The sequence below is a fragment of the Cyclobacterium salsum genome (assembly GCF_010119245.1).
Classification (GTDB): domain Bacteria; phylum Bacteroidota; class Bacteroidia; order Cytophagales; family Cyclobacteriaceae; genus Cyclobacterium; species Cyclobacterium salsum.
This window is the reverse complement of sequence record NZ_WNKG01000010.1, coordinates 1-19,517: the sequence shown is the minus strand read 5'-3', so window position 1 is coordinate 19,517 and position 19,517 is coordinate 1. Positions and strand designations below refer to the sequence as shown.

12 protein-coding genes are annotated in these 19,517 nt (G+C 44.1%); 5 read left to right on the top strand and 7 right to left on the bottom strand.

Annotation, left to right across the window (positions count from 1 at the left end; genetic code table 11):
• Nucleotides 1-80: 80 nt before the first annotated feature.
• The gene (locus tag GJS45_RS17575) at nucleotides 81-1,586 is read right to left on the bottom strand and encodes a hypothetical protein (RefSeq protein WP_162343183.1); all 1,506 of its coding nucleotides are present in this window, start codon (nucleotides 1,584-1,586) and stop codon (nucleotides 81-83) included.
• Between the two features lie 255 nt (nucleotides 1,587-1,841).
• Nucleotides 1,842-2,639: a glucose 1-dehydrogenase gene (locus tag GJS45_RS17570; RefSeq protein ID WP_162343182.1), complete on the bottom strand. Its 798-nt coding sequence runs from the start codon at nucleotides 2,637-2,639 to the stop codon at nucleotides 1,842-1,844.
• A 188-nt stretch (nucleotides 2,640-2,827) separates the two neighbouring features.
• Here GJS45_RS17570 and GJS45_RS17565 point away from each other — a divergent pair, with 188 nt between their 5' ends.
• The 3 genes from GJS45_RS17565 to GJS45_RS17555 all read left to right on the top strand — a co-directional run bounded on the left by GJS45_RS17565 (nucleotide 2,828) and on the right by GJS45_RS17555 (nucleotide 7,490).
• Nucleotides 2,828-5,782 carry a sensor histidine kinase gene (locus GJS45_RS17565; RefSeq protein ID WP_162343181.1) on the top strand — a complete coding sequence of 985 codons (2,955 nt, stop codon included), beginning with the start codon at nucleotides 2,828-2,830 and terminating at the stop codon, nucleotides 5,780-5,782.
• 72 nt (nucleotides 5,783-5,854) lie between these two features.
• Nucleotides 5,855-6,487: a response regulator gene (locus tag GJS45_RS17560; protein ID WP_162343180.1), complete on the top strand. Its 633-nt coding sequence runs from the start codon at nucleotides 5,855-5,857 to the stop codon at nucleotides 6,485-6,487.
• A gap of 421 nt (nucleotides 6,488-6,908) precedes the next feature.
• Entirely contained in the window at nucleotides 6,909-7,490 is a 582-nt protein-coding gene (locus tag GJS45_RS17555) for an RNA polymerase sigma factor (protein ID WP_162343179.1), read from the top strand.
• 373 nt (nucleotides 7,491-7,863) lie between these two features.
• Here GJS45_RS17555 and GJS45_RS17550 read toward each other — a convergent pair whose 3' ends face one another.
• Nucleotides 7,864-10,188, bottom strand: coding sequence for a PKD domain-containing protein (locus GJS45_RS17550; protein WP_162343178.1), 2,325 nt, complete (start codon nucleotides 10,186-10,188; stop codon nucleotides 7,864-7,866).
• A 348-nt stretch (nucleotides 10,189-10,536) separates the two neighbouring features.
• Here GJS45_RS17550 and GJS45_RS17545 point away from each other — a divergent pair, with 348 nt between their 5' ends.
• Together GJS45_RS17545 and GJS45_RS17540 are read left to right on the top strand one after the other, a co-directional pair.
• Complete coding sequence (locus tag GJS45_RS17545) at nucleotides 10,537-12,162, top strand: arabinan endo-1,5-alpha-L-arabinosidase (protein ID WP_162343177.1); 1,626 nt, start codon at nucleotides 10,537-10,539, stop codon at nucleotides 12,160-12,162.
• 408 nt (nucleotides 12,163-12,570) lie between these two features.
• A complete protein-coding gene (locus GJS45_RS17540) occupies nucleotides 12,571-13,473 on the top strand; it encodes a sugar phosphate isomerase/epimerase family protein (protein ID WP_162343176.1) in 903 nt (300 codons plus the stop codon).
• A gap of 17 nt (nucleotides 13,474-13,490) precedes the next feature.
• Here the strand turns inward: GJS45_RS17540 and GJS45_RS17535 are convergent, their stop codons facing one another.
• The 4 genes from GJS45_RS17535 to GJS45_RS17520 all read right to left on the bottom strand — a co-directional run bounded on the left by GJS45_RS17535 (nucleotide 13,491) and on the right by GJS45_RS17520 (nucleotide 19,209).
• A complete protein-coding gene (locus tag GJS45_RS17535; RefSeq protein ID WP_162343175.1) occupies nucleotides 13,491-13,937 on the bottom strand; it encodes a hypothetical protein in 447 nt (148 codons plus the stop codon).
• A 772-nt stretch (nucleotides 13,938-14,709) separates the two neighbouring features.
• The gene (locus tag GJS45_RS17530; RefSeq protein WP_162343174.1) at nucleotides 14,710-16,425 is read right to left on the bottom strand and encodes a right-handed parallel beta-helix repeat-containing protein; all 1,716 of its coding nucleotides are present in this window, start codon (nucleotides 16,423-16,425) and stop codon (nucleotides 14,710-14,712) included.
• Between the two features lie 255 nt (nucleotides 16,426-16,680).
• Nucleotides 16,681-18,603: a helix-turn-helix domain-containing protein gene (locus GJS45_RS17525; RefSeq protein ID WP_162343173.1), complete on the bottom strand. Its 1,923-nt coding sequence runs from the start codon at nucleotides 18,601-18,603 to the stop codon at nucleotides 16,681-16,683.
• Nucleotides 18,604-18,963: 360 nt separating this feature from the next.
• A complete protein-coding gene (locus GJS45_RS17520) occupies nucleotides 18,964-19,209 on the bottom strand; it encodes a GIY-YIG nuclease family protein (RefSeq protein ID WP_162343172.1) in 246 nt (81 codons plus the stop codon).
• Nucleotides 19,210-19,517 lie beyond the last annotated feature (308 nt).

The window sequence follows — 19,517 nt, the reverse complement described above, 5'->3', positions numbered from 1 at the left end:
ATGGATAAGCCTCTGGTTTTTGAATTACAGATTCCAATGAGCCTTTTATTGCAATAGATTTTAGTGTCGCAAAGGTCAAATCATTTAAGGAATTGATGGGTGTATGAAAATTTAGAAAATGACTCCAAGACTTGTTCATTTTTTAAGGTTCTGGCGGAAGTCAAGGGTTTAGATTTGGAGTGAAACCTGCTGGATTTAAGGAAATAATCCTTGTTTTTCCCCTGGGAAAAATCGGCGATAAAATCAGAATAATTTTCCAGCAAGTCACTCTCTTCCAAGGTTACTGACCTCAAGGAAACGTCCTCAAGATTGATTATTTCGGAGGAGATTAGTGGGGCCTGGAGGCGGGTTTGATCAGGTTCTTGTACGCGGAAAATGAGCCAATCCGTTCCATTTGAATCCATTCCTGACCAGGTAGAAAACACCAGATCCACAGTTCCTTTGATGGTTAGCTTATCTTCATTTTGGATGGAAAAATCTGCATCAAAAATTTGCACGGAAGTAGGAAATCGGGCTGCTCTATATCTGGAAAACCCCTGAAAACCTTCCTCGGCATAGTTAAGTTGAAATTCTACTTTGGGGTAAAGGGTACCGTAATCCACCATATCGAGCTGTTGCAAATCATTTAGCGAACCCAAATCCAAAGGAATCTGGGTTTTGAGATCGGTGGCAGACTCAAATCCATATACGGAATAAGATCCGGAAATGGCTTTGGAAAAGCTGATGGTGTGAGGAGTCATCAAATCCATTGCTCCCAGATTTAAGTTCACTTGTGCCCCTGAAAAGGTGGCCTCCTCTGCAAATAACCTTGCATAAGTTTTTTGCCCTTGTTTTACCCGAATAAAAAACCGCGTTGGAATCACATCCAGAAACAGTGGCAGAGTACTGGGCAAAGTCTGTCCATGAGAAAAGCTTCCCCGACTTCCGATCCAGTATCCCTGATGAGCGGGAATCTGCTGGAACTTTAGCGTAGCAGTTCCGAAAGGAGGCAAGTCTTTATTTTCCACACTCAGGGGAAAATAATAACCAAGAGGAACTTGATCAAAGACCTGTCCCAAGCCCTGAGAAAAATTCTCGAATTCGGTAAATATTCCCATGGAGAAATGATCAGATTCATAGCTGCCTAATGCCACCCGATAATTTCCAGCCTGGGTCAGCTCTTCAACCCATATTGTTCGGCCAGCCTCATTCCAAACTATCAAATGATGCCTTACTCCATCTTCCATCAGGCTTGGGTCTACGGCCAGTTCAAGTAGAAAACCTGCTTTCTCGAAGTTGCTGATTTTACAATTTTTAGGATTGGACTTTTGCATTACCTTGAGCTGATGAGTGCCTGCCGGATATTCCTCTAAATGCAGAACCCATTTTCCGTATTCCGTTTTTTCAGGGAAAACTTCAAGATTTCCAATGAAAAAAGTCAGGTCGGATTTGGGGGTTTCGGGATCAGACAAAACCTCAAACCGAAGAAAGTTTCCAAAAACTTGACGGTCCATTTTGATTTCAAAAATCCGGAACGGCAACTCAATTTCATTTTTGCATCCGATAAAAAGGAGAGAAAGTAAGAAGTAAATCCAAGCAGTTTTCATAGTAACAGACATTAAAGTTAGGTAAGGCCAGAGAAATTGAATCTTCCGGCCTTGAAAGGATGGTGTTTCCCTTAAACTGGTTGCTTGGAAATCTGAAAAATCAACTCACATAAAAGGGTGATAAAAACTCTTTTAATTCTCCAAAACCACAATTGGAAAAAATGAAAAGGCCGTCTTAAAAAGTGTTATGGTGTCAGCCTTTAATAGGACAATCGGCTGTTATGAGAAAGCTACTTAGTATTGATTATAGAAACGTTATTCGGGTCGTGCTTCCGATCCTGCCAAAATCCCTCCGTCCACATTCAATTCAATTCCTGTCACATACCGGGATTCATCCGATGCCAAATACAAGGCAGCAAAGGCCACATCTTCTGGATTACCAAAATGGCCTAAAGGAATTCCAGCTTCTACATTTTTGATGATTTTTTTCCGGATTTCTCCATCTCCAAGCATCGCATCCCACATTGGCGTCATGATGGCGGCGGGATGGATGGAATTGCAGCGGATGTTGTAGCGTTTTTCGGCACAGAGAAGGGCAACGGATTTGGTATGATTTCTTACGGCTGCTTTGCTGGCTGCATATGCTGCCGCACCTGGAATACCAACCAGTCCACTGCGTGAAGAAATATTGATGATGCTGCCACTTCCCTTACGTTTCATCAGAGGGATTGCGTATTTGCAGCCCAGAACCGTCCCGTTGAGATTGACCCGTACCACTTCTTCGAAGGATTCCATATCGAGGTTTTCGGCATCAAAAGGGCCTTTGGTTTCCAGAAAGCCCGTGATTCCGGCATTATTCACCAAAATATCCAGTCCGCCAAATTCCAACAGAAGCTTTTCATAAACCAATTTCCACTCACCTTCATTTTTTACATCGAGATGGGTATAGCAGGCCATTTCTCCGAGTTCTCTGGCTAGCGTTTTTCCCATTTCATCACGGATATCTGAGAGGATTACCCTTGCCCCTTTTTGTAAAAAAATCCGGGCGATGCTTTCTCCAATTCCACGAGCCGCACCAGTGATCAAGGCTGTTTTATTATGTAGTCTTTTCATAAATCAGATATTTTGTTTTTGGTACCATTTTTTTTTAGATGCCATAACAGGCTTATGCGTTGCTTTCCTATCGCCCACATAAACATGTGATTTGGGGTAAAAGTAAGCGGGATATTTTTTCAAATCACCTATATTTAGTCGTCCATATGAAAAAATCGTTTTTCATACTTCTCTTTTTATTCAACTGCATGAATATTCAGGCAGAGGCCAAACGATTTTTTATCAGTCGGTTTGGGCTGGCCGAAGGACTTTCAGCCAATCAGATTTTGACCATCCATCAGGACCGAAACCAATTTCTTTGGATCGGTACACCCAATGGATTGCAGCGATTTGACGGGCGCACATTCATGACCTATGAAGTAAAAAAGGACGGTGTGAGGCAGCCCAGTCTTCCTGTCTATGAAATACAGGAGGATCAGGCAGGCAATATGTGGTTGCGAATCGGAAATGAATATGGGTACTATATACCTGAAAAGGAGCAGTTTACACCATTTCCGTTTGAAAAAAAACAGGTTCGGTCCAGTTGGGAATTCCTTTGGATGGACCAAAGGGGAAATCTCTTTATTATTTTCAAAGAAAACAAAATTTTATGGTTTGATCCGCTAAAGGGACATATAACGGATCAAAATCTGCCGATAAAACTTCCTGACGGCTGGAGGCCAAATTCGATTTTTGAAGATCGGCAAGGAAAGTACTGGTTGAGTTGTGTGGAGGGAATCGCTGTATATGACCCGGCAAAAGATCAAGTGTACACTGCCTTTCACAATCCTGAGAACCTGCCTTTATTACAACGGACAGATTTTCATCATGTCATCAATGTCTATCAAGATCAAGAAGACATCTACTGGATAAATTATTGGGATCCCGATGAAATTTTACTTTCCTACGAGTCCAAAACCAACCAATGGAAAGACCACAAGGAGGAGTTGCGGAATGGGAATGATAATTATCAGGAAGTCTACGGGATACTGGAGTTGCCGGATGGTCAGTTTTGGCGATATGGGGTTCAGACTTTAGCAGACTATGATCGGCAAAGTCAACAGTTCACAAGGGTAGTACAGGATGATATCCTGTTTGACAAAATAACCAAAGCGATTTGGGACCCTTCTAAAGGTATTTGGCTGGGAACTGATCAAGGGCTGTATTTCCTGCATTTGGATACTCCGGATATTAATTTTTTCAATCTTGACAACAAGAATGGGAACAACGAACTTCAAACTGTCGAAGAAGTCATCTACCAGGGAGATACCACTTTATGGATGGGTAGTTGGGGAAAAGGTATAAAAATCTACAAACCGATTTATGGGGAGCAAGATTCGGATTGGTCTCGAAAAAACCTACCTTCGGGCCCAGAATTTAAGCAAGTCTGGGATCTTTTTCACGACAAAAAAAGAGAGCTGGTATGGGTGGCTCTTCAAAAAGGAAATCTTCAAGTCATTGATTTGGATACCCGAAAATCCTTTCTTCTAAGTCCAGATGTGTTTGGGGGTTCGACTATCCGGGCCATTGCCCAGGATGCCAAAGGTGACTTGTGGTTTGGAACTCAAAATGGTGCAGTGATTCATTACACAGGAGAAGGGATTCAAGAGAGTGGATTTCGCAGATTTCGTAAAGTGGGCGGTACCATCCCGAAGTTGCTGGTGAGTAAAGACCAGAAAATCTGGGTTGCAACCATCAATGAAGGTGTTTATGTGTTTGACCCTGGCGACGGAAAAATCATCCAGCATCTCGATGACCGTGTTCTTAGCTCCAACAAAATCGAGAAAATTCATCAACTCAATGACAGTATTTTTCTCATGGGCTATGAATTGCTCAATAAATTCAATGCGCTGACCGGAAAAAACCAGGTTTTTTCCTACTCCGATGGTATGGTAAGTAATGTTATTTCCCACATTGAATCAGACCTGACCGGACTTGCCTGGATCTACACACCCAACGGTATGACGCAATTTGATGTAAATAATAATACCTTTTCGTCTTTTGGAAAGAATCACTTTTTCTCTCAGCTACCGACTGACGGATACTCAGGAACCCGATTATCAAATGGAGCATTGGCATTTGTGAGCAATAATGCCTTGCTGATTTTTGATCCGTTGCAGTTTGAGCGAAATCTCCCACCTCTCCGGCCTACCGTCACCAGTGTGAGTCTTTTCGGTATCTATGTTGGGGATGGGACAGTAGAAAACTCCCAACGAGTATTTTCTTCTCATCAAAACAACCTGACCTTTGATTTCAATATATTGAATTTCCTTTTGCAAGACCGATTTGGGTACTACTACCGATTGGTAGGGGCAGGTCAGGATTGGGAAAAGGCCAGGGGCGATTTTAAGGCGGTCTATTCCCTTTTGCCGCCAGGAACCTATCGGTTTGAGGTGAAGACCGCCAATGAACTTGGAGTTTTCTCGGAAGCCGCTGCTTATGCTTTCGAAATCAAGCCAGGTTTGGTTCAGACCTGGTGGTTCAAAGCATTGTTGGGAATGCTTTTCCTGGGAATTGTGGTATTGATTTACCGCATGAATATAAACCGGATCATGGCCGTGGTCAAACTTCGTAGCCAATTGGCGAGAGATCTGCACGATGATATGGGATCTACACTCAGTACAATAAATATCCTGAGCTCCATGGCAAAAACCAAATTGGGAACCGATCCTGCCAAAACCAGCGACTACATTTCCAAAATCTCTGAGAACAGTCAGCGGATGATGGAATCCATGGACGACATCGTGTGGAGCATCAAGCCTCAAAATGACTCCATGGAAAAGCTCATCGCCCGCATGCGTGAATTTGCCAATCAGGTGCTTGAAAGTAAAGATATGGTATTTTCCATGGAGGTACACCAACGGATTCTGGGCCTGAAACTCAGTATGGATGCGCGAAGAGATTTGTTTCTGATCTTCAAAGAAGGAGTTAACAATGCCGCAAAATACTCCGGTGCATCAAGGGTGTTTATTGATTTTGGGTTGGATGGAGCACTATTTACCATGCGAATTAAGGATGATGGAAAAGGATTTAATATGGATGACTTGGAGGAAGGTAACGGCCTGGAAAACATGAAAAAAAGAGCATCAAACCTTGGTGGAAATATGGAAATCGACACCAATCCAGGAAAAGGAACGGAATTGATTCTGAAAGTCCTGCTTTGAAAAACAACCTCAATATGTGATTGATAACCATTATAGGCAAAGCTATTTTTGTGTTGCTAAACTCCCGAAATTATGATCAAGCTCCTAATTTATGAAGACAACCCCCAACTCCGAGAAGGACTTACCATGCTGATCGACGGCAGCGAGGGATTCAGCGTGTTGGCTTCTTTTAAAAACTGTTCCAACGTGGCTCATGAGATCAAGGTCTTTCGGCCGGATGTGGTCCTGATGGACATCGATATGCCGGGAGTAAATGGTCTGGAAGGATTGAAAATTATTCGCAAAGCCGATGAACAAATCAAAGTGCTGATGCTGACTGTTTTTGATGACCATCAAAATATTTTCGAAGCATTAAAAAGTGGGGCTAATGGCTACATCCTGAAAAAAACACCTCCTGCTAAACTATTGGAATACATTCAAGAGGCCTCGACAGGTGGGGCCCCGATGACTTCGTCTGTTGCGGCCCAGGTGCTGAAAATGTTTTCCCAAATTCAGCCTGCTGTAGAAAACGATTATAACCTTACCGATCGTGAAAAAGAAGTGCTGCAATGGCTGGTCAAGGGTTATTCCTATAAGATGATCGCGGCTGAGATGTTTATAGCCATAGATACGGTGCGATCCCACATCAAAAAGATCTACGAGAAGCTTCACGTCAATTCGAAGAGCGAGGCTGTGGCAAAAGCATTTCGGGATAAGATTGTTTGAGCAATTTCTGAGTTTGCTCCATACCTTTCCGGTTTTCAAGACCAGAAAGGTATTTTTTTTTTACCCTAATCCGACTCACATCTTTTGAGCTTTTAGCGCCTTTAAGCCTCTTGATTCCACCCCTTTATGTGATTTAATAGCATTTCTTTTTGAAGCAATTTTGTCTTGTACTAATTGATAATCAAAATGATGAAGACTTTTTGGAAAATCATCTTCCTCCTGTGGGCGATGACTATTTGCCTCGGTGAAGAGAAAGTTGGGCCTTCATTTTCAGCTGAAGTTGCAGTTGAAAGTATGGCCCAAGGTAACCACACATTCATGTGCTGTCATAATAATATCCCCTACCGGTGAAATCTAGTGATAGTACCATCAACCCATGTCCCTTTTTGAGAATTAAACCAACTTTTGAAAATAATCCAATATGAAACCTACATTGTTCAACCCATCCTCGGAAGTCTCGGCTTGTGGACTCCCAATCGAGCAGCTTTATCTGGGCTGCCTTGCCCAAAATCCCCGCACACAGCGTGAGCTGTTCAATCGGCTTTACACTAAAATGTGCGGCATTTGTTTCAGGTATATCAAAGATTCCGCTGCTGCCGAGGATGTGCTTTTGGTAGCTTTTCAAAAGGTCTTTGATCGGATCGGACAATTTAAACAAACCGGGAGCTTTGAAGGCTGGATCCGGCGTATTGTGGTCAATGAATGTCTGATGCATTTGGAAAAAGCTTCTCAATGGCGAAAGGAGGCTGACCTGGAGCGAATTAATCTAACGGCAAATCAGGATGGTCCGGATACCTCACTCCATTGGGATGATTTAATCCACACTGTCGAGCGGCTCCCGAGGGGTTATCGAAAGGTTTTTGAGTTGTTTGTTTTTGAAGGTTTGAGTCATGAGGAAATAGGCAAGCAACTTTCCATTTCCGAAAGCACCTCCAAATCTCAGTTGAGCCGTGCAAGAATCCATCTGCAGCGACTCTTACAAATCGAACCAAGGAATAATTGAAATGCATGGAATGCCGCCGGTGGTTCCGAAGGAGAATTTTTTATTTGAATGGCTATAAAAAAAGAAATCCAATCCACTATGTCCTTTGCAAATGGAAAGAAAGCGCTAAGGTGGGGGTTTTTGACTTCCCACCGATTGGTTGGTGGTTCACGAATAATCCGCTGAAATAGGGGTCAATTAAAAAAGTCAGCCCCCCCATTTCAATTTGATTGTGGCTTTTCTTAAATGTAAGGTTTCCATAAACTTATTTTTTTATAAGTGAGGTGAAAAAAAGGTCCTTAGGGTAGAATTAAAGCTCAAATTGGGACTTGATTTTATAAATAATCCCCCGCCAACTACCGGCGGGGGACTCTCAAAACAAAAATCCAAATAATTACTCCCATGCAGAAATATCGCTGCCAGTGATTCCTTCAAACGTTAGATCGGACGTGCGCAAAAAGTCTGAAAACTGCTTAGCGACTGCGATTCCGTGTTGCCCTGAGTAGGCGATCCTTGAGTTTTGAATGAGCAAGGATCCTTGTGGGACATTGTCCACGGTGATTGCGGCAGAGAAATTATTTGCCAACAACTTTCCAGCATGTAAGATTTCAGCGTATTGAATGTGATTTTGTGCGTGATTAGTTGAATAGGTAATCCCATGCCATGAGCCAGCCTCCTCACCAACACTGCGAATAATCACGGGATTGCCTGCATTTCCCTCGATTCTTAAATAGCCTAGTCTTCCATTTGCGTCCTGTACGTCTATACGCGAGTTTGGCTGCATTTTGATAACTACCCCCTCTTTGAGGCGCATTCCTGATTGGATGACCAGGTCCTTGCTCAATCCTTTGATCACATAGGGGACACGCTGTTGGAAACCTTTCCAGACGATTTCTCCCCCATCTTTTGCCAATGGATGAAATCCATCTACGAGGACTTCATTTTCTCCATTGTTTTCTAGCCTATTGAAAAAACCCAGGTGTTCTACTACTTGGGCAGAAACAGAAAGCGGGTTTTTCAGGTGGTTTATGATGGTGTTTTGGCTGAACTCTATATTAAGATTGGTAGCGGAAGCTTCTAACCCATGGCCTTTGCCTTCATCAAGGGTGGTTTTGAACATTTTTAGTCCTGCCCCATTGCCCAGTTTGATGGTAGCCGGATCCTGTCCTGCGATGGGATGGCTACCAGCATGTCTAATGGTGGCAAACAGGATACTGCTAACTGCGCCTTGGGAGTCATTGATATAGATACCTCTCCAAGCACCTTTCGTTTTGGTTTTTCCTTCGATGACTACCGGAGAAGTCTCAGCACCGAGGATCCGGAGTTTTCCACCAGAAATCACACGGATCCCCTGATCATTACCCATATTTAGGTGAGCGCCATTTGAAAGCACCAAAGTGGAACCGTTGTAAATGACCAATTCATCCAGTACATCATATTCCACCTGAAAGGTCGGCCAATAATTGTCTACCCCGCTTAGGATTTTGCCCTCTACGATCTGTATGGCTCCATCCTGAAACTGATTGTCAACAGATACCTGTGTCATCAAACCGGCAGGGATCTGCAGTGGAGCGCCGGTGTTTTCTTTGATCTTGTTATGCTTGAATTCCGCTATCTGTGAGCTGATTAGGAAATCAAGGCCTATTCCATCATTCAGGTGAATGGTGGAGTTTGAAAGGAATAATTTTGCTCCTGGACCGACTTGAATCCCGTATCCAAGCTTTCCGGCATCTCTCACTTCTATACCGGCCAGATATTCAGGTGGGTTTTGGGAAAGTATTTTGATCCCGTCCCAATATCCCTTTTGGGCTTCTTTTCCCTGAAAAATGATAGGTAAGGTCTCAGTCAGCATGGTGTAGGCCTTTAGGGATGCGTTTTCCGCAATGACCAACCCCGCGCCATCTTCAAAACCTACACGTACCCCGGGTTCGATGGTCAATTTTGCCCCCCTTACTGCCACATCAGTAGTGACCAAATAGTCCAATTTGTCAGGATCCGATACAAAAACATTTACCAATGTTTTATCTTCCAAGATATCCGATTGGATAATAATTGGACCTTGATTGGATGTGCTTTCCTGAACGGTAATTTTCACCATATCCTGGGATTTTAGTTCCCCAAAAGTCAGGGTCAGCTTAAAAGCATATTCACCTGCTCTATTTGGGCTAAAAGTAGTTTCAAGGAAAGTAGGGTTTTGGATGGTAACTGTGCTGTTTTCGGGCTTGGATACATTTTCCCAAAGGATTTGAACTCCCTCTCCTCCCAAAATGGAAGCAGAACCGTTGAGGGCCAAAGCTTCACCGATTTCCTGGATCCGGTCTTCACCTGCCACTGCCAAAAGGCTTGGTTCGGGATCATCGCTCAGGGTTATGGTCACATTGTCCGTATCCTGCCAATTCAAATAGGAAATGGTGAGTTTGACTACATACTCCCCGGAAATGCTTCCATAAAAACTGGCCAACACTTCATCCTGATCTTCGATGGTGAATTCGGAACCGGTAGGTTTGGAACTTATCTCCCAATTATATGTGAAGGGCTTTCCGGCAGCGTTGGTTGATAGGCTGCCATCAAGTAGCGTCGAGTGCCCCACAAATCCGGAAGTTGGGTCACCTGCATCAGCATTTAGTGGATTGATGGGATTTAAGTCTTCTTCTTCGCAACCCGAAAAAGCGAAAAGAGCAAATAGCAGAAATGCTGCCTGAATTATTGACGATTTCATTGTGTAAGTTTCATAAGTAAGTGAATAATGTGTATCGCCTATAGGATGGGAAAATATAGAATCGAGTTGCGTAAAGGGGTAAGATTTTATTTTTGATGGTAAAAAAAGTCTCCCGCTTTCTTCACTGCATTCCCCAAGGAAAACCTGCCCTGTAAAAAAAACAGGGCAGGCACTGCGGCTTACTAACAGGCTATACCAACTTGCCTGCAAGGGACTTGCACCCGCTGGAATATTCTGGTATCTTCGATACTAGATGCCCATGCTGGGCACACACTTCACCTTGCATACAGCCTGCCTTCCGCAGGCGGGCAGAACCGAATAAATATAAAAATCAGTATCTTTAGGAATGTGAAAAGCCTCAAGACCTTATACCCTGTTTTCATTCTTTTAACAACTCTTGGCATTTTAACCGGTTGCGATTTCAATAGTCCCGGTCCGGATGACCATGAAGAACAACAGAACGAACCCTATGAAGGGTTGATCCCGGATTTTCAGGGTCCGACCTATTCTGACGATTATACCCCTATTTCGTCATGGAGTGATCGTTTCATCTGGAACCTGGCAAATGTTCATGACCCAACCGTGATAAAGGATGACGACTATTTTTATATGTATCAAACAAATGCCTCCTATGGAAATGTTCATGAGGCTGGTGGGAATTATCTCGTCCGGCGTTCCACAGATCTGGTTAATTGGGAGTATCTTGGTGCTGTCTTTGATTCCGATCCTGCCTGGGTAAAAAATGCCCTGAATACCATCAGGGCTACTATGGACCCGCCATTACCACCCCTTGAGAATCCGGAATACGGGTTTTGGGCTCCGCACATCACAAAAGTTGGAAATACCTTCAGGCTGTACTACTGTGTAGTGGTTCTTAACCCGATTTTGGGAAATGACGGAAATGAATATTGGACAGAACGTGCCTTTATCGGCCTTGCCGAATCTACCGATCTCTCTAGCAATAATTGGGAGGATAAAGGAATGGTGATCCACTCGGTGGCTGATGGTGAAGAAACGTATGCGCGTGATGGGGGTTCCGACTGGAGCGGGTATTTTAAGTTCAATGCGATCGATCCCTCCTACGTAGTTACTCCGGAAGGTGAACACTGGCTCATTTACGGTTCCTGGCATTCAGGGTTGGCAGCAGTAGAGGTGGACCCTGTCACGGGCAAGCCCAAGGAGCTGAATACCCTTCCCGATTTTGGCGTCCGAATAGCCGGCCGAGGTCGTGTACATTCTAACAGGTGGCAGGCACTTGAAGCGCCTGAAATCATCTATAATGAGGATACAGGGTATTATTACCTGTTTCTGTCCTACGATGAGTTAGCAGAGGCGTATAATACACGCGTGGCCCGGTCAGAAAATATAACCGGCCCTTATTTTGGTTTGGATGGCGGAAATGTCACAGAGGGAGCGGAAGCCTATCCTATACTCACACATCCCTATAAATTTGCAGGCAGTTATGGATGGGTTGGAATTTCACACCCCTCCATTTTTCAGGATCCGGATTCTGGAAAATGGTTCTATTCATCGCAAGGGCGTTTACCCCCGGATATTGCAGGAATTAATGTTTCTAATGCCGTTATGATGGGGCATGTGCGGGAAATATACTGGACGGAAGATGGCTGGCCTGTGGTTGCTCCCGAACGTTATGCGGATGTTCCGGATGTTACCATAACGGAAGCGGATCTCATAGGTAAATGGGAAGAAATTACCCTCCGATATGAATACCAGGTTATGCAGCTTTCTAAAAATATCACTTTACATGAAGATTATTCAGTAGAGGGGTACCCGAATGGAACCTGGTCTTTTGATGAGGGCTCCCAAACACTCACGTTAAATGGCACGGAACTATTGGTGGACAGTGCCTGGGACTGGGAAGCTTCTCCGAGACGTACAACGGTTACGTATGCAGGCATCTCATCGGCAGGTTTTTCGATCTGGGGTAAGAAAGTTGGAAACGACGAGAAATAAATGGTGAATGGTAAAATAATCTGAATGAAGGGGAAGCTGGTGCAATTGCATTGTCCATGGATACTAAAAATCCGATCCCTATGGAAAGGCATTGCCACTTGCTTGGCTACCGGACAGGCTACCCCGATAGCATCAGGGTTATCCCCGCGCTTAGGGATTCCGAAAGAAATCGGCAAAATGCTTCGGCACAGGTTTCACCCGTTGGAACGGTCAAGTTTTTGACCTATATTCACCATACAAGGCGCGCACATTGAATATAAGAAATAGGCAAATATCCGTAAATCGAAGTGTCTTAGCTCGTATCAAACGCTGTGCTTAACAGAAGGTTTGGTGCTTCCCAATCGCTTAATTTCGTATACTAATCGTTAGCGGAAATGTTTGCTTAGCACCCTAAAAGGAACCGTAAATATGAATAAGAAAAGAAGAAATTTACTACGTAGCGCGGCATTTGCACCGATTTTAGTAGGTTCTCGCAGCCTTTTCGCAAGCCCATTAATTAAAACCTTAGCCCCGTCCAGATTACAATATAGCATCAATGCTTATACGTTCAATTCCTTGCTAAGAAGTGGTGAAATGACCTTTTTTGATATGATGGAGTTTGCCGCTACGCTCGGTTTAAATGCAGTTGACTTAACAGGCTATTATTTTACTGATTATCCTGAAATACCAGACGATAAAACATTGTTTCAGTTAAAGAAGAAAGCATTACAATTAGGATTAAATATTTCATGGACCGGGGTAAGGAATAACTTTGTAAATCCAGATAAAGCTTCAAGAGCATCTGATATTGAATTGATAAATAATTGGTTGCAGGTATCATCAAAACTTGGAGCTTCCATTATGCGCATTTTTGCCGGAAATGGAAAACACGAAGGATATTCCAGAGAAGAGGTTAAAGAATGGATGGTGTCAGACTTTAAAGCCTGTGCCAGATATGCTGAAGAAACAGGCGTTCTGGTAGGCATGCAACACCATAATGATTTTTTATACGAAGCGGATGAAATTATCGATATTTTAAAAAGAGTAGACTCGGATTGGTTTGGATTAATTTTGGATATTGGTAGTTTAAGAAGAGGCGATCCGTATAAAGAAATTCAAAAATTGGCACCGTATGCAAATTACTGGTTTATTAAAGAATTGGTTTATGTGGATGGGATTGCGGAACCTGTTAATATGGAAAAAATTGCAAAAATATTAAAAGAAGTAAACTATACGGGTTACATTTCTTTTGAAAGCTTGACCGACGGCGACCCCAAACATATTGTAACTTCTATGTATAATGATTTTAGAACAGCGTATGAAAAGTGCTGAAATGAAACTAATCACCACTAATAGAAATATACCGCTAATGGTGTAGACGGCCCGGCCAGATTCTTCTGACGGGGAGCGCCTGATATACCATTGGGGTTTGGGCCTCGTAGCTGGCGGTCCATCAAGCAAAGGACTACTGCACATTGCCAAGCCGTTTGACCTAATTGAGTATAGAAAAGAAAATAATCCCCAAAAAAGATGGTCGATCGCAATAAGCCTTCTACCCCAGCAACAATTAATACCAAACTAACAAGCAATTTTATCCATTCTGTGCGTATGCGTTTTGGATCTCCAGAATGGTCCGCTATTTCTTTTTGGTCCTGTTGAAACTCTTTGGTGTCTTGCTGTTGGAGAAACACGTATAAAAAATACAGCACGGGAGGACAATTCCCCATAAGACCTGCCCGTGTAAAACCTGCCAAAATTGCTGCAACTAAAAACGCAAAAGGGGCTAGCATGCCCACCTAACCGCCTACTTTACCAAAGAGTACATAAATACCTAAGCCGAGAATTGTCCCGCCCCAAAAAAATCAGTAAGGATAAACTGAGCGTCTTTTTGAGTTTTTTTGTCTCTTGAGGTTTACGCTCTGACATTTTGGGTTGTTTTTTATGGCTGATTGTGAGTAGTAGAAACACCAAAAGATGGTTGAGGGAGCTTGAACCCTTTCCATCGGTAGTAAAAACGATACCGGTAGTACCTTGAAAAAATATCATCAATTGTCTGCTACTAAGGTTTAATTTACAAAACAAATATTAATGTTAATACTCAAAATGGAAATACGATAAGTTGATATAGAGCGAATAAGAGTGAAAAATTGTGTATTAAATTCGGCGATTAGGTCGTTCTCAGCACCAAGTTGGTTCAGCTCAAGTAGGAAATGGTAAGCTTGATGGTATATTCCCCGGGAAGACTTCCATAAAACCGGCCCAATTCAAAGTTTAAAATTGATTAACGGAAATAACAATCCGATGAAAAGGGATCGAAACATGAAAAACTAGTTTAATCCAATAGTCTGTATAAACAGCCGAAATAGAGAAGTGAAAAAAGGGAAGAGAAGTGAAAAAAGGGAAAGAGATACCCCCCTTCCCTAATTGGAATAGACCTTAGAACTTCAGTAAGTAAATTAATTACCCTTCCCGAAATACCTGTAAAATTAAGCTATTCTTTAATTAATCCGATAAAGCCAGGTTTTAGTTTCGCCGGGACGTTTCCGTTTGTATCGATATTAGGACAACTCACCGGAAAGAATAACCACTATGATCTATCAACCACTTCCGCAATGGCTCCCAAACCAGATCGGGTGCATTTGTGGCCATAAAAACGTCGGCATGGCCGTAGTCGATGATGCGGTTTTCTGCTGCTTGCAGGCTTACGGTATAATTGGTAATGTCAGTGCTAGATGTTAAACTGCTGGTGTAATCACCGAACTCACCAAAACCACCTCCTGCTCCTATATACAAGATGGGCACCGAAATCTGATCCAGATGGTCATCAATCTTTACATTTTCTTCATCGCACTGGCATACCCTATACTCGTACGGGGTTCGCTGAGGCATGTAGGGAGCCAGGGTAGTAAGTAAATAAAACCATCGGGAAGGTGCTGTATAAAGTAATCCCATGGGAATATTATCCTCATTGAGATCGCCTCCTACGAAATGCCAGAAGGGAGCCGGAGGACTGGCACCCGGAATGGCACCCGCAAATAGTGCTGCCTGATAATTACTGAGTCCTGGGATGATGGGAGATAGGTCGTTGGGGGCTGCAATGGCCAGGTTACCAAAGGGTTTTATATCAAGACCAAGCCTGCTTTCATAAGTACCGCCATCGATCAACGCCTTCATACCAGCAGCCACCTCGCACATTGAATTTCGAAATTCTTCCTGCACAGGATCACTTTTATCGTATTTCATGCCTCCTTCTACTGGGATGATGCCCTTGATATCGCGCAATATCGGGTGTTGCTGGGTTTCCTGTCCTGCCGCTGCGTAGGCAACGCCCACCCCATAGCTGAAACCGAGCAGATTCAGACGGCCAAAGCCCTGTCCGGTTAGGCCTCTGATCAGACGGGCGAGGGACATGGCAGCTAAGGTATGATCTACATCACGCTTCACCCCCCAGTCTTTCATAAAATTAAAATCGCTTGTTTCCGCCGGTACCAATGTCCAGGCCAGGTCAATCCCCCATACGTCTATCCCTTTAGATGCTAAAAAGGCAGGTGAGGATGTTTGCGGATTGATATTATTTACGGCACCAGCCGTTAAGAATATATCATCAAAATCCTGGGAGGCTCCATGCACCATGAAGACTTCACCGTGGGTACGGATAGGGCGATAGGGCCGGTACTCCCGAACAACCCGGTGGATACGCACTACGTCGAATTCTCGTTTGCCTAAACGAATCTCAAATTGGTAGTGGGCTATCTTGTTATCGAGTTGGGTCCGTGTCATTTTGAAGAACCGGTTGTGTCTTGCATTTTTCTTGGTTGGCAGCGTGGAAATAGGGGGACTATTGTTGGTGAAATGCTGCATTTGTATGTTGAGCACTTCAACGCCAGTGGCCTGCTTGGTTAGGTTTATACCTCTTTCTTTTCCACCAGGATTGTCCAGTATTACTTTTTCACCGTTGCCCCCTTCTATACCCACCAGCTTGATGTCTGATTTGTCTATGGTGATGGCCTCTTTGTAAATACCCGGCTCGATGTAGATTGCGTCTCCGGGCATGGCTACATTCACTGCGTCCTGAATAGAACCGGGATGCCGTACAATCATACTCGATTCAAAAACCAGGTCTTCCAATACATCCTGCCATTCCTCAATGCCCTGGTATTCGTCAGGGAATCTAACAGTTAAATCATCCTGAAGCGGGTCTTGACAACTTATGGTCAGTAAAAAGAACAGGCTTATTAATATTTTGCTCAGAGATGAAGGGAATAATAAATTTGAAGTTTTCATGATTGTAAAATTTTTTGGGGTTTATAATATCAATGTGGACTCGGAGAGTCAGAATGTTAATGGCTCTTCGGTTAATAGGCAGCAGTGGCCACTGTCTGCGTAGAAAGCTTTGTATAAAGGTGAGCTAAAAAAGAAAGGGTGACTTAGTATATATGTTGCAAAAAAGTGTAAGTTTTTGCTAAGGAATGTTGCACACCGAACGCATGTTGCAAAAAAAGGAACTAACGAGCGTGGATATACAATACTGTTTTAATTTTACAGATTGGCAAGGGGGTATTCTTCAAGGGGCAAATTCATCTTTTCCAATAAACGTTGAAAGCGAGGTTCATCCCGGAGAATGTCAAAAATCGGGTCCACCCCAATATAGGGCATATTAGAATCATGGGCATCATAGGCTTTTTCCAACCAGGTGAGGGCCTCCTCTTTCCGGTTGGCTCGCGTATAAAGGGTGCCTATTTGCCAGGGGGTAACATAGGTAGTATCCGAACGGGCGATTAACAACTCAGCCAGATTCTCCAAAGCATCCTGGTAGCCGCCTTGCTGTTCCCCCCGCTGTAAAGCCTCAATGGCCTGATGATCTTCCTTGGCTGCGTAAGACGTTTTCCATATTTCCAGGGCTTCCGGATACCTGCCTTTCATATGGTAGGCTGTACGCAGGGTGGACAAGGCTACCGGATCGGTAGGAGCCGTCTTCAGCGTGTTTCCAAGCAGATCAATAGCCCTATCGAACTGACGGGCGTACATCAGATCCATGCCATACAAGGCCTGGTATAAGGGATTAAACGGGTCTAATTTCAGGGCCATCTCTATCTGCGCCATGGCTTCCTCCGGTTGATGCAGTATGTTTAACACATGGGATAAATAGGCGCGGGCTTTTGAATAGTTAGGGTTGAGGGCGATGGCTTTTCTGAATGCTATTTCGGATTTCTGATAGCGCCAATCTACCCAACAGTAAGATGCGCCTAACATATAATGGACTTCTGATAGCGTACTGTCCAGCTCCAGGGCTTTGAGTGCTGCCGATTTCAATTTAGGCCCGCCTTCAGCATAGGAAGTCAATCCCTGTTGGAGCCGGCCTACCCAGACCAAAGATACGCCAGCATAGGACAAGGCATAATCCGGGTCTATTTCAATGGCTAATTCAAAGTACTGCATGGCAGTGTTAAGATCATCTTCGGTGAGCTTATCCCAGTGAAACATTCCCTTGAGGTAGGCCTTGTAAGCATCGGGATTAATAGTAGGAGTTTTGGCCAGTAATGTTTCTTCCTGTGGGGTCAATGTCACATGGATCTCCCGGGCGATGTTCCGTACCACCTCGCTTTGAAGCACGAGTATATTCCGAAAGTCTTGGTGGTACTCTTTGGCCCAGAGGTGGCGTTCGTCGGGAAATGCTTCTATTAGTTGTAACTGAATGCGCACCTGATCTCCCGAACCCAATACCGATCCCTCTACCACAACATCCACCCCTAATTCCCGGGCAATTTCCTGCAGCGTGGACCTATTATCCTTCTGATAGCGCAGGGTTGAGGTTCTGGATATTACTCTTAGGGAAGAAATTTGACCCAATGCTCCAATAAGGGCATCATGCCAACCCTTGACAAAATATTCCTGTTCAGGATCACCTGTAAAATTATGTAGAGGCAATACCGCTATAGAGGTGTGGGTTTGCTTGCCAGGGGAAAAGTAGTATCCTACCAAAAGGACTGCGAGGAGGGCGATACCAACGATCCACCCCGCTTTTTGGGTGTATAGGCCTGTTCGGAAGGAGTGAGGGGTTAGCATTTTTCTTGAAACGGCAGGGGTTTTATCCTGCAGATTTTGTTCCTCATCCACCGATTTTATTTTTACTTGCCCCGGCGGGTATCCGTAACGATTATGAAAACATTTATTGAAATACGAAGGGCTACTGAAACCTACCTGGTAAGCAATTTCGGAGGTAGTAGCCACATCCTTGCGAAGTAGCTCCATGGCTTTTGCCAACCGTACTTCCCTGATAAACTGGCTGACCGATTTACCTTTTAGGGACTTCAGCCTGCGATGCAATTGAGATCGGCTCATCCCGATCTGTTCTGATAATTCTTCCACGCTGAACTGCTCATTATCCAGGTTATTGAGTACCACCTGCGTGATTTTTTGAAGCAGGGCATCGTTCTGGCTTAGATTATCAGCGGGTTTCATGGCATTAAAAGGATTGTTTTGGAGGTTGTTGCCTTCATTAAAGATACAAACATCCCTTCTGAATATCAATGAGCAGAAACTATATCATCAGAATAGTAGATCGGTCAAAAAGAGGGGGTTATTTCATTTCTACCTTTCAAGAAGAAAAGATGTTTCATTAAATCAATGTTTGCGTTTAACGGCTAGGACTAACCACCTATCTCGGCTTATTGGTTGAAAAGTGTAATTTTGAACGGCCAAAAAGCCAGCAGGCCTTATCCACTGGCTTCACTCTCCTCGGAGTGCCCTGACTTGGGGCAGGGTCCGCTCTATTTGAACATCTGACCTCAGTCAGGATACGCTACCGAACTTTTTGGGATCTTAAGGTTTTCCGATTGTCTGAACGTACCGTTTACTACCCAGGTTTTTTACTTGTTTTTCTTTGGCTACTGCTGCTACACGATCGGCAACTTTTCCAAAATGGACCATTATCCAAGGGATACCTGCTTTGGTGGACTTGTTCCGGCCGAAATTATGACGCTGAAGGTGCGCTTCAAGGTCCTGGGTCTGGCCTACGTAGAAATGATCCAGTGAAGCGGAGTACAGTATGTATACAAAATTTTCCATAAAAAAAGCCAGGCTGGGAATCCAGCCTGGCTCAACACTCGTCGGGGAGGCGGGATTTGAACCCACGACCCTCCCGACCTCAGTCGGGATACGCTACCTGGCTGTTGGTATGGAATAAAAAAAGCCAGACTGGGAAACCAGCCTGGCTCAACACTCGTCGGGGAGGCGGGATTTGAACCCACGACCCTCCCGACCTCAGTCGGGATACGCTACCTGGCTGTTGGTATGGAATAAAAAAAGCCAGACTGGGAAACCAGCCTGGCTCAACACTCGTCGGGGAGGCGGGATTTGAACCCACGACCCTCCCG

Bases quoted from the DNA above. Each gene is read 5' to 3' on its own strand.
- GJS45_RS17575 (WP_162343183.1), bottom strand. From the start codon at position 1,586: ATGAAAACTGCTTGGATTTACTTCTTACTTTCTCTCCTTTTTATCGGA.
- GJS45_RS17570 (WP_162343182.1), bottom strand. From the start codon at position 2,639: ATGAAAAGACTACATAATAAAACAGCCTTGATCACTGGTGCGGCTCGT.
- GJS45_RS17565 (WP_162343181.1), top strand. From the start codon at position 2,828: ATGAATATTCAGGCAGAGGCCAAACGATTTTTTATCAGTCGGTTTGGG.
- GJS45_RS17560 (WP_162343180.1), top strand. From the start codon at position 5,855: ATGATCAAGCTCCTAATTTATGAAGACAACCCCCAACTCCGAGAAGGA.
- GJS45_RS17555 (WP_162343179.1), top strand. From the start codon at position 6,909: ATGAAACCTACATTGTTCAACCCATCCTCGGAAGTCTCGGCTTGTGGA.
- GJS45_RS17550 (WP_162343178.1), bottom strand. From the start codon at position 10,188: ATGAAATCGTCAATAATTCAGGCAGCATTTCTGCTATTTGCTCTTTTC.
- GJS45_RS17540 (WP_162343176.1), top strand. From the start codon at position 12,571: ATGAATAAGAAAAGAAGAAATTTACTACGTAGCGCGGCATTTGCACCG.
- GJS45_RS17530 (WP_162343174.1), bottom strand. From the start codon at position 16,425: ATGAAAACTTCAAATTTATTATTCCCTTCATCTCTGAGCAAAATATTA.
- GJS45_RS17525 (WP_162343173.1), bottom strand. From the start codon at position 18,603: ATGAAACCCGCTGATAATCTAAGCCAGAACGATGCCCTGCTTCAAAAA.
- GJS45_RS17520 (WP_162343172.1), bottom strand. From the start codon at position 19,209: ATGGAAAATTTTGTATACATACTGTACTCCGCTTCACTGGATCATTTC.